At 67.7% G+C, this 8,930-nt stretch carries 9 protein-coding genes; 5 read left to right on the forward strand and 4 right to left on the reverse strand.

Annotated features, from left to right (window positions below):
- Positions 1 to 75 precede the first annotated feature (75 nt).
- Positions 76 to 1,512 carry a helix-turn-helix transcriptional regulator gene (locus QZZ29_RS10845; protein WP_291383203.1) on the reverse strand — a complete coding sequence of 479 codons (1,437 nt, stop codon included), beginning with the start codon at positions 1,510 to 1,512 and terminating at the stop codon, positions 76 to 78.
- A 113-nt stretch (positions 1,513 to 1,625) separates the two neighbouring features.
- Here QZZ29_RS10845 and QZZ29_RS10850 point away from each other — a divergent pair, with 113 nt between their 5' ends.
- Both QZZ29_RS10850 and QZZ29_RS10855 read left to right on the forward strand, forming a co-directional pair.
- Positions 1,626 to 3,473 (forward strand): phosphoenolpyruvate carboxykinase (GTP), encoded by a 1,848-nt coding sequence (locus tag QZZ29_RS10850; RefSeq protein WP_291383205.1) that lies wholly within the window; start codon positions 1,626 to 1,628, stop codon positions 3,471 to 3,473.
- A gap of 81 nt (positions 3,474 to 3,554) precedes the next feature.
- Positions 3,555 to 4,121, forward strand: a complete 567-nt coding sequence (locus tag QZZ29_RS10855) for a hypothetical protein (protein WP_291383207.1) — start codon at positions 3,555 to 3,557, stop codon at positions 4,119 to 4,121.
- 14 nt (positions 4,122 to 4,135) lie between these two features.
- On the opposite strand, the gene QZZ29_RS10860 is transcribed toward QZZ29_RS10855, so the two are convergent.
- Positions 4,136 to 5,170 carry a DMT family transporter gene (locus QZZ29_RS10860; RefSeq protein ID WP_291383209.1) on the reverse strand — a complete coding sequence of 345 codons (1,035 nt, stop codon included), beginning with the start codon at positions 5,168 to 5,170 and terminating at the stop codon, positions 4,136 to 4,138.
- A 38-nt stretch (positions 5,171 to 5,208) separates the two neighbouring features.
- Here QZZ29_RS10860 and QZZ29_RS10865 point away from each other — a divergent pair, with 38 nt between their 5' ends.
- Positions 5,209 to 5,748 carry a CGNR zinc finger domain-containing protein gene (locus QZZ29_RS10865; RefSeq protein WP_291383210.1) on the forward strand — a complete coding sequence of 180 codons (540 nt, stop codon included), beginning with the start codon at positions 5,209 to 5,211 and terminating at the stop codon, positions 5,746 to 5,748.
- Between the two features lie 3 nt (positions 5,749 to 5,751).
- On the opposite strand, the gene QZZ29_RS10870 is transcribed toward QZZ29_RS10865, so the two are convergent.
- Positions 5,752 to 6,135: a RidA family protein gene (locus QZZ29_RS10870; RefSeq protein WP_291383220.1), complete on the reverse strand. Its 384-nt coding sequence runs from the start codon at positions 6,133 to 6,135 to the stop codon at positions 5,752 to 5,754.
- Positions 6,136 to 6,278: 143 nt separating this feature from the next.
- Between QZZ29_RS10870 and QZZ29_RS10875 the strand changes: the two genes are divergently transcribed.
- Positions 6,279 to 6,710, forward strand: a complete 432-nt coding sequence (locus tag QZZ29_RS10875; RefSeq protein ID WP_291383211.1) for a DUF1801 domain-containing protein — start codon at positions 6,279 to 6,281, stop codon at positions 6,708 to 6,710.
- A gap of 329 nt (positions 6,711 to 7,039) precedes the next feature.
- Positions 7,040 to 7,876, forward strand: a complete 837-nt coding sequence (locus QZZ29_RS10880) for a pseudouridine synthase (protein WP_291383213.1) — start codon at positions 7,040 to 7,042, stop codon at positions 7,874 to 7,876.
- 26 nt (positions 7,877 to 7,902) lie between these two features.
- On the opposite strand, the gene ychF is transcribed toward QZZ29_RS10880, so the two are convergent.
- A partial coding sequence (gene ychF / locus QZZ29_RS10885; protein WP_291383215.1) for a redox-regulated ATPase YchF occupies positions 7,903 to 8,930 on the reverse strand: 1,028 nt, incomplete at its 5' end.

Here is an 8,930-nt window from a genome sequence, read left to right on the forward strand (position 1 = left end):
ACGCCGCCTGCCACCGGCTGAACGCGGCGTGGCCGGTCGATGCGACTGGCCCGACGGCACGCCGGCCTGCCCGCATCAGGTCTCGTCGCGGCCGTGCGCCTCAAGGAAGTCATAGAGCTCGCGGTCATCGACACCTGGGTAGGTGCCGTGCGGCAAGGGCGAGAACGTGTGGGCATGGACCCGAGCGCTCGCCCACGCCTGGCCACGCCACCGCGCCACCAACTCGTCGTCCGGTGCCCGGCAGCAGTTGAGATCGGGGCAGCGGGACGTGGCGCGGTTGACGGTCTCCCGGCCTCGGAACCACTTCGATTCCGCGTAGGGCACTCCGAGCGTGATGGAATACTCGCCCGCTGTTCCGCTGCCCGTCTGCGTCGACTCGAAGAAGGTCCCGACGGGCGTGTCGGTGTACTGGTGGTACTCGGTGGTGCGCGTGACCCGCGCGAACGCCTGCCTGGCGCTCCAGTGCCGACACACGATTTCGCCTTCCATCGAGCCCGTGACATCCACGGGGAGCGGCAGCGAGTCGTTCTCGTACGCGCGCTCGATCGCTCCGCCGCCGGTCACGCGGAGAAAATGCAGCGTGATACCGAGGCGTTCGGTGGCGAGGTTGGTGAAGCGCAACGCCGCCGCCTCGTGCGTGACGCCACAGGCGTCACGGAAGTCCTCGATCGCAATGCGGCGCTCGTCCTTGGCGCGCTGAAGGAATGCGATGGAGGGCTCCCGTGGCATGAGGCAGGCCGCGGCGTAGTAACTCGCCTCGAGGCGCTGCTTCAGGAAGTCTGCGTAATCCCGCGGATCCTCGTGACCCAGCACGATGTGTGCAAGCGCCTGGAGCGCGAGCGAGCGCAGCCCATGCCCGCCCGGAATTGAGGCTGGCGGGATGTAGATGCGGCCCTGCTCGAGGTCCAGCACGGCGCGTGCCGAATGCGGGAGGTCGTCGACATGGACGATTGACAGTCCCAGGCGGTCGGCCATCTCGGTGACCGAGCGGTGGGTGAGGGCCCCACCCGTGTGCCCCACCGCGGCAACGGCCTCGTCCGCGAGGTCCTCGATATCGGGCAGGTAGTTGTTCAGTTCGCGCATCATCTGCCGCTGTTTGGTGTTCGAGCGTCGCGCCTCTTCGGGCGTGGCAATCGCCTGACGCGCCCGACGGTCAAGCTCGCGATGCAAACCCACCAGGGTCCGCAGAGTGTCATCCGGCATGCTCCGCGACGGCCTCACGTCGGGCAGCCCGAGCTCGCGGTAGGCGGGGCTTGCCTGCGCATGTTCGAGTGCGATTTCGAGCGCTGCGCGTTCGTCGGGGGCCGATGCGTCGAGCACCTCCTGCAGCGGCACCCCCAGCCGATCGGCGATCGCGCCCAGCAGCGACAGTCGCGGTTCGCGGCGCCCATTCTCTATCAACGACAGTTGGCTTGCGGCAACGCCCACGTCGGCGCCAAGTTGTTCGAGAGTGAGGCCGGCGGCGGTGCGAAAGTGGCGCACCCGCCGACCGAGTGTGGCGAGATCTGTCATATTTGCCCCATCGGCAATTTTGGCGAAACTTTCGCCCACAATCTAGCACCAGATGCCCGCAAACCGGCCTAGCCTGCAAAGGAGAGCCACTCCCCACCACTCCAGGAGACGCCATGACCGCCACCGCTCACTCGGATCTGGCCGCGGTAAGCGCACCAGCAAACGCCGACCCCCGCATCGTCGCCTGGGTCGCCGAAAAGGCTGCCCTGACCAACCCGGACCGCGTCGTCTGGTGCGACGGCTCGCGCGCCGAATATGAGGGCTTGATGGGGCTCATGGTGAGTCACGGCACCATGATCGCCCTGGACCCGGAACGTCGCCCCGACAGCTACCTCGCCCGGTCGGACCCCTCCGACGTCGCACGGGTGGAGTCGCGCACGTTCATCTGCTCCGAGCGGGAGGAAGACGCTGGCCCCACGAATAACTGGGGGGAACCCACGGCGATGCGTGAGACGCTCACGGAACTCTTCGACGGCGCCATGCGGGGTCGCGTGATGTACGTGGTGCCGTTCTCGATGGGCCCGATCGGCAGCCCGCTCGCGCGTCTGGGCGTGCAGATCACCGACTCGCCGTACGTGGTGGCAAGCATGCGGACCATGACGAGGATGGGCGCTCAGGCGCTCGCGCAGATCGGCCCGAACACGGCGTGGGTGCCGTGTGTCCACTCGGTTGGCGCGCCGCTCGCGCCGGGCCAAGAGGACGTCCCGTGGCCGTGCAACGAGACCAAGTACATTTCCCACTTCCCCGAGACGCGGGAGATCTGGTCCTATGGCTCCGCATACGGAGGCAATGCGATCCTCGCGAAGAAGTGCTTCGCGCTACGGATCGCCTCGGCCATTGCCCGCGATGAGGGCTGGCTCGCCGAGCACATGCTGCTGCTCAAGGTCACCACACCTCGTGGCCGGGCCTTCCACGTGGCCGCGGCCTTCCCCAGTGCATGCGGCAAGACGAATTTCGCCATGCTCGTGCCGACGCTGCCGGGCTGGACCGTCGAGACGCTCGGGGACGACATCGCGTGGATCGCACCCGGGCCGGACGGGCGCCTGCGCGCCATCAATCCCGAGGCCGGGTTCTTCGGGGTCGCGCCCGGCACCGGGCCGTCGACGAACAAGACCGCGATCGACACCCTGGAGCCCGGAGCGGTGTTCACCAATGTGGCACTGACCGACGACGGAGACGTGTGGTGGGAGGGGCTGACCGACGTGCCGCCAGAGCACCTGACCGACTGGACGGGCCAGGACTGGACGCCCGCCTCGGACGGTCCCGCCGCACACCCCAACTCCCGTTTCACCGTGCCGGCCGACCAGTGCCCCACGATCGCTCCGAGCTGGGACGACGCCGACGGAGTGGTGCTCGACGCGATTCTCTTTGGCGGACGGCGCGCGACCAACGTGCCGCTCGTCACCCAGGCGCGCGACTGGGAGCACGGCGTCTTCATGGGCGCCACCATCTCTTCAGAGCAGACCGCGGCCGCCGAAGGCACCGTGGGAAAGCTGCGCCGGGACCCCTTCGCGATGTTGCCGTTCTGCGGCTACCACATGGCCGACTACTGGGCGCACTGGCTCGACGTCGGCGAGGCGGTACGCCGCTCCGGCTCCCAGCCGCCGGCCATCTTCCAGGTGAATTGGTTCCGCAAGGACTCCGCGGGCCACTACATCTGGCCCGGCTTCGGGGACAACATTCGTGTGCTCGCTTGGATCCTCGCCCGCCTGGAGGGCGAGGTAGGAGCCGAAGAGACCCCGCTCGGACTCCTTCCCTCCCCTGGCGACATCCCCCTCGACGGACTCGACATCAGCGACGCCCAGTGGGAAGAACTGCTTCACATCGACCCGGCCTCGCAGCTCGCCGAGGCGGCGGACGCATCGGACTATCTCGACGGATTCTCCGACCGGGTGCCCGAGGCGATCCGACGCCAGCTTGCACTGCTGGTCGAGGGCCTCGAGGGCGAACAGTCCTCGTAGTCGCACACCGCGGCGCGTTCCACAGCCGCCCCACGCGTCGTCGATGACCGCCGCACACGCGCGCTGTGAAACGATGACGGCATGCAGTCCTATCGCGCCCGCAGTTCACTCGTCTGGGGCTGGCTCTCCGTCGGCCTCGGCCTCATCATGGGGATCGCCGACGTCATTGCGTCCGGGGTGGCCGGAGCGCAGGTCGGACTCGGCCTGGGTGCTGCCGTCGCCATGATCGGGACGGCCGCATACCTGAGGCCCGCCGTGGAGGTCACCCCCGACAGCGTCGTCTTCCGGAACATGGTTCACACGGCAACGGCGCCCTTCGCGCGGATTCAGGAGATCAGCATGCGCTGGTCGCTCGAGGTCCGGGGGGACGACGGCAGGAAGGCTGGCGCATTCGCCGCCCCCGCCTCGCGCCGCGGCAGGACGGGCGTGTTCAGCAACGAATCTTTGGATCTTGCGCAGGGGGATGAGCGCGAGGGCAATCCCGACTCGACTGGCAGCCACGTGTTTGAGGCGTGGCAAGCCTGGACGGCCGCGCACGGCACCGAAACCGACTCGGCAACGGCATCGATTACCCGCCAACTTGACGTCATCGGCCTCGCGCTCGTGCTCGGTTCCATCGCCGCGGTGGTCTTCGCCTTCTTCGGCTGACCGCGTGGGCCGGCCTAGCCCCGGTCGGCGGTGACCCGCCCTCGCCGGTCGCGCGTGAAGACGCGGCGTCGGCGCGACGGCGGGGGAACGATGATCGTGGGACTCGCGCTGTCGACGATCGGCGAGGATTCGCCCATCTTGACCACGACGACGCCTGCGAGCACCAGACCCGCCCCCACCAGCTGAATCGGAAGCGGCGACTGGGCCAGCAAGATCCACGCGAAGGCAGTGGCCGCTACCACTTCCATCAACGCCACGAACGACGCGAGCCGCGCGCCGAGCAGCCGCGTACCCGCGATCCCCGTCACGTAGGCGACGGCGGCCGAGACGACCCCCAGCACCAGCACGACCGCCCACCACGGGGCGTCGAACGGAATCAGGTGCACGGTGTGCGTCGTGAACGAGATCGGCAGCACGCCCGCCGCGGCTGCGAGCCCCAGGCCGACGGTGGCCACCAGCAGACCGCCGGTGGCAAGAGCAATCGGCGGCAGTCCGGTGGACATGTCGGAGGAGATGATGAAGTAGACGGAGGCGCCGACCATCGCCGCGAGGGCCCACCCAACGCCCACCAGGGAGATGTGGCCGCCGCCAACCACGTTGAGAAGCAACACCAACCCGAAGGCCGCGATCACCGCCCCCACCACCGTGAGCGGGCCCGGCCGGTGGCCGTGGCGAACCCAGAGGTAGAGCACGACCGCGATGGGTGCAATGTATTCGATGAGCAACGCGATGCCCACATCGAGATGTCCCACCGCAAGGAAGTAGAACAACTGTGCGCCGGCGACGGCAAAGACTCCGTAGGCGACCACGGTGGGCCACGCCTTGCGCAGCACGCGCCACCTCCCGCGCATGGCGAGGATGCCCGGCACCAAGAGGACGGCGCTAGCGATGACCACGCGGGCAAGGGTGGCCGCGCCCGCGGTCCAGCCAGCGTCCATCAGGCCGCGTGCCAGACTTCCCGAGAGTCCAAACGACGCCGCCGAGGCCATGGCAAGGCCCACGCCTCCCGCGAGGGCCGAAGGCGGGGCGTCATTTGTCAAAGCGGTCATGACACATGACACTAGGGCCGCAATGGTAATGTGTCAACATGGTTTTTGCAGATGACACGGCTGAGGCGCTGGAGTCGGCCGTCAGGCTGTCCAATACGGGGCTTGAGCCGGACACTCTGACGACCTTGGACGATCTCACACGCTTCTTTGACGAGCACGAATACACGGGCAAGCGCCCGACGCAAAGCGACCTCGAGCCGGTGCGTGCGATCCGCCCCCAACTGCATGAGATGTTCACGGCGTCGCGCGATGGGGCCGTGCCGTTGGTGAATGAAATCCTGGAACAGCAGGGCGCCCTTCCCCAGGTGGTGCGCCACGGCGATGTCGACTGGCACATCCACGCCACCACGGACGATCGCCCACTCGCGGAGCGCATCCTGGTGGAGACCGCCATGGCGATGGTGGACGTGATTCGCGCGGACGAGATGAGCCGATTCGACCGGTGCGCCATGGATGACTGCGAGGGAGTGGTGTTCGACCTGTCGCGGAATCGATCGCGCAAGTACTGCTCGACCACGTGCACCAACCGCGCGGCCGTCGCCGCGTACCGAGCGCGGCAAGCGTCCGACGAGGACTAACCCCTAGTGCTCCGGGCGATACGCGGTGACCTCGATCTCGATCCTCATCGCCTCACCCAGCAGGCCGACCACCTCCATCGTGGCCGCCGGGCTGATGCCTCGGAACCATTGCCCGAACACCGGATAGCATGCCTCCGCGTCCTCCCGGTGTGGCAGCCGATAGCGCACGCGCACCACGTCCTCGAGTCCCATCCCCACCGTAGCCAGCGCCTTGGAGATGTTGCGCAGCGCCTTGGAGATGTTGCGCAGCGCCTTGGAGATGTTGCGCAGCGCCTGGTCCGCCTGCTCAGCGACGTCCTCGGAAATGGTCATCGCGTCGTAGTCGTAGCCCGTCGTCCCACTCACCCGGGCCCACGGGCCGATCACCACCGCCCGCGCGTAGCCAATAGACTGCTCAAACGGCGTTCGGTTTCCCCGAGGACCTCTCTCGTCTGTGAGCTGCGGACGGCGGTGCGAACAGCCAGGCTATCCCCACACGCCCACGTCCAAGCCGATACGGTGTGAGCATCACGCAACGAAGGGTGTCCTCGATGGCAGATAAGAGCAACGAGACGTGGTCCGCCGACGAGAAGGCGGCCATGAAGGAGCACGCGGCTGAGGCCAAGCGCGCCAAGGGCGCCGCCGCGAAGGAGGCGGATGTGCGGGCCTGCCTCGACAAGATCGCCGCCATGGCGCCCGCAGACCGTGCGCTCGCGGAGCGCGTGCACCAGATCGTCACCGCCGTCGCACCCGAACTCGAGGTCAAGACGTGGTACGGCATGCCCGCGTACGCCAAGGACGGCAAGGCCGTCGTGTTCTTCCAGGATGCCGGCAAGTTCAAGGCACGCTATGCGACGCTCGGTTTCCAGGACAGCGCCGCGCTTGATGAGGGCACCTTCTGGCCCACGTCCTATGCGCTCACGGCAATCGACGACGCCGTGGCCGCGCGCATCACCGAACTGGTCAAGCGCGCGATTGGCTGAGGCGGGGCTGGCGCACACGCGTCGGATGGGCGGCGCCCCACCGCCGGATCGCGACGCTTCTGCCCCCTGGATGTCGCGTGAGCACCGCCAATCAACATCCATCTCGGGGAGTGCGCTCAACGCGGACCGGAGACCCCGATTGGCGGTGCTCACGCGACGGTGCGGGGCGAGCGTCGTCCTTTCCGTACCATGCTGATGGTGACCTCATCCCCGCGTCAACGGGTGGCGTGATGCCTCCGCGTTCCCCACTTCCACAGCGACACGGGCTCGATGCCGCGTGGGTGCGTACGCCGGATCCCGGACGGGAAGACCCGCCGCGGTGGGAGACGATGCGCGAATTTCTGATGGAACGCCTCCCGGCCCGCGCAAAGGTCGCGGAAATGCTGGAAGCGGGGGCGTTCGTCGACCAAGCCTGGACGGGCCAGGAAACATACCGACCGCACACCTTCGTGTGGTTTCACCGCCCGCTCGCGCCGGAGCCTTCCGTGCCATTCCCCATCGAGGTACTGGAGGCCAACGAGCGCTTTGTGGTGGTCGACAAGCCGCACTTTGTGGCCACCACTCCGCGCGGGGCACACGTGACGGAGTCGGCGCTGGTGAAGCTGCGGGTCTTGTTGGGCCTGCCCGAACTCGCGCCCGCGCACCGGCTGGACCGCCTCACGGCTGGCGTGCTGGTGTTCACCGCGCGCCGGGAGTTCCGCGGCTCCTACGCCGAGGTGTTCTCATCGGGACAGGCCCACAAGACCTACGACGCCATCGCGCCCTACGACCCGGCGCTCGAGTTCCCGCACCGCCTCGTCGGTCGTATCGAGAAGCGACGCGACAGCCTGCAGGCCGAGGTGGTGCCCGGGGAACCCAACGCCGAGACCCTCGTGGAACTCGCGGAGATCCGCGGCCGTTACGCGCGATATCGGCTGACGCCCGCGACCGGCAAGACGCACCAGTTGCGGGTGCATATGGCCTCTCTGGGACTGCCCGTCGTGGGTGACTCCTTGTACCCCACCATCGCGAACGTCGCTCCCGACGACTTCACGGCACCATTACAGCTCGTGGCCCGCCGCCTCAGTTTCACGGACCCGCTCGACCGCACTCTCCGCGACTATGAGAGCCGGGTGGGGCTTGAGTGGCCCGCCGAGGCGATGGACGATTCGGCTGCCGTCGGCTAGACCATCTTGACGGCGCTCATGGCGCGTCAGACGTTAAAGCGGAACTCCACCACGTCGCCGTCGTGCATCACGTAGTCCTTGCCCTCGATACGCACCTTGCCCGCGGCCTTGGCCGCCGCCATGGATCCCGCCTCCACCAGGTCGGCAAAGTGCACTACCTCGGCCTTGATGAAGCCCTTCTGGAAGTCCGTGTGGATCACTCCTGCGGCCTCGGGCGCCGTGGCGCCCTTGCGGATCGTCCACGCACGCGACTCCTTGGGGCCGGCCGTGAGGTAGGTCTGCAGACCGAGGGTGTCAAAGCCCACGTGCGCCAGCTGATCCAGGCCGGACTCGTCTTGACCGTTCGCTTCGAGCATCTCGCGGGCCTCGTCCTCGGTGAGGTCTACCAGCTCCGACTCGAACTTTGCGTCCAGGAAGATCGCGGCGGCCGGAGCCACCTGCGCGGCGAGCTCCGCCTTCTTGGCCTCGTCGACCAGGCCCTCCTCGTCCGTGTTGAACACATAGATGAAGGGCTTCGCGGTCAACAGGTTGAGCTCGCGCACGTCGGCCGGGTCCAGGCCCGCCGCCTTGGCCCCCGCGCTGATCGCCGTGCCGGACTCGAGGATCTCCTTGGCGGTCTGAACGGCCGTGAGGTGCGCGGGGTCCGCCTTCTTGATGCGCACCTCCTTCTCAAGCCGCACCAGCGCCTTGTCCACCGTCTGCAGATCCGCGAGGATCAACTCGGTGTTGATGGTCTCGATGTCGCTCGCCGCGTCCACCTTGCCGTCCACGTGGACAACATCGGGGTCCACAAACGCGCGCGTCACCTGGCAGATCGCGTCGGCCTCGCGGATGTTGGCGAGGAACGCGTTGCCCAGCCCCTCGCCCTCAGAGGCGCCCTTGACGATGCCCGCGATGTCCACAAAGGACACGGTCGCGGGCAGGATCTTCTCCGAGCCAAAGATCTCCGCGAGCGTGTCCAACCGGGGGTCCGGCAGCGGTACCACGCCCACGTTCGGTTCGATCGTGGCGAACGGATAGTTCGCCGCGAGAACGGTCGCGCGCGTGAGCGCAT

It is taken from the genome of Demequina sp. (genome assembly GCF_016278765.1).
In the GTDB taxonomy this organism is placed as follows: Bacteria; Actinomycetota; Actinomycetes; order Actinomycetales; family Demequinaceae; genus Demequina.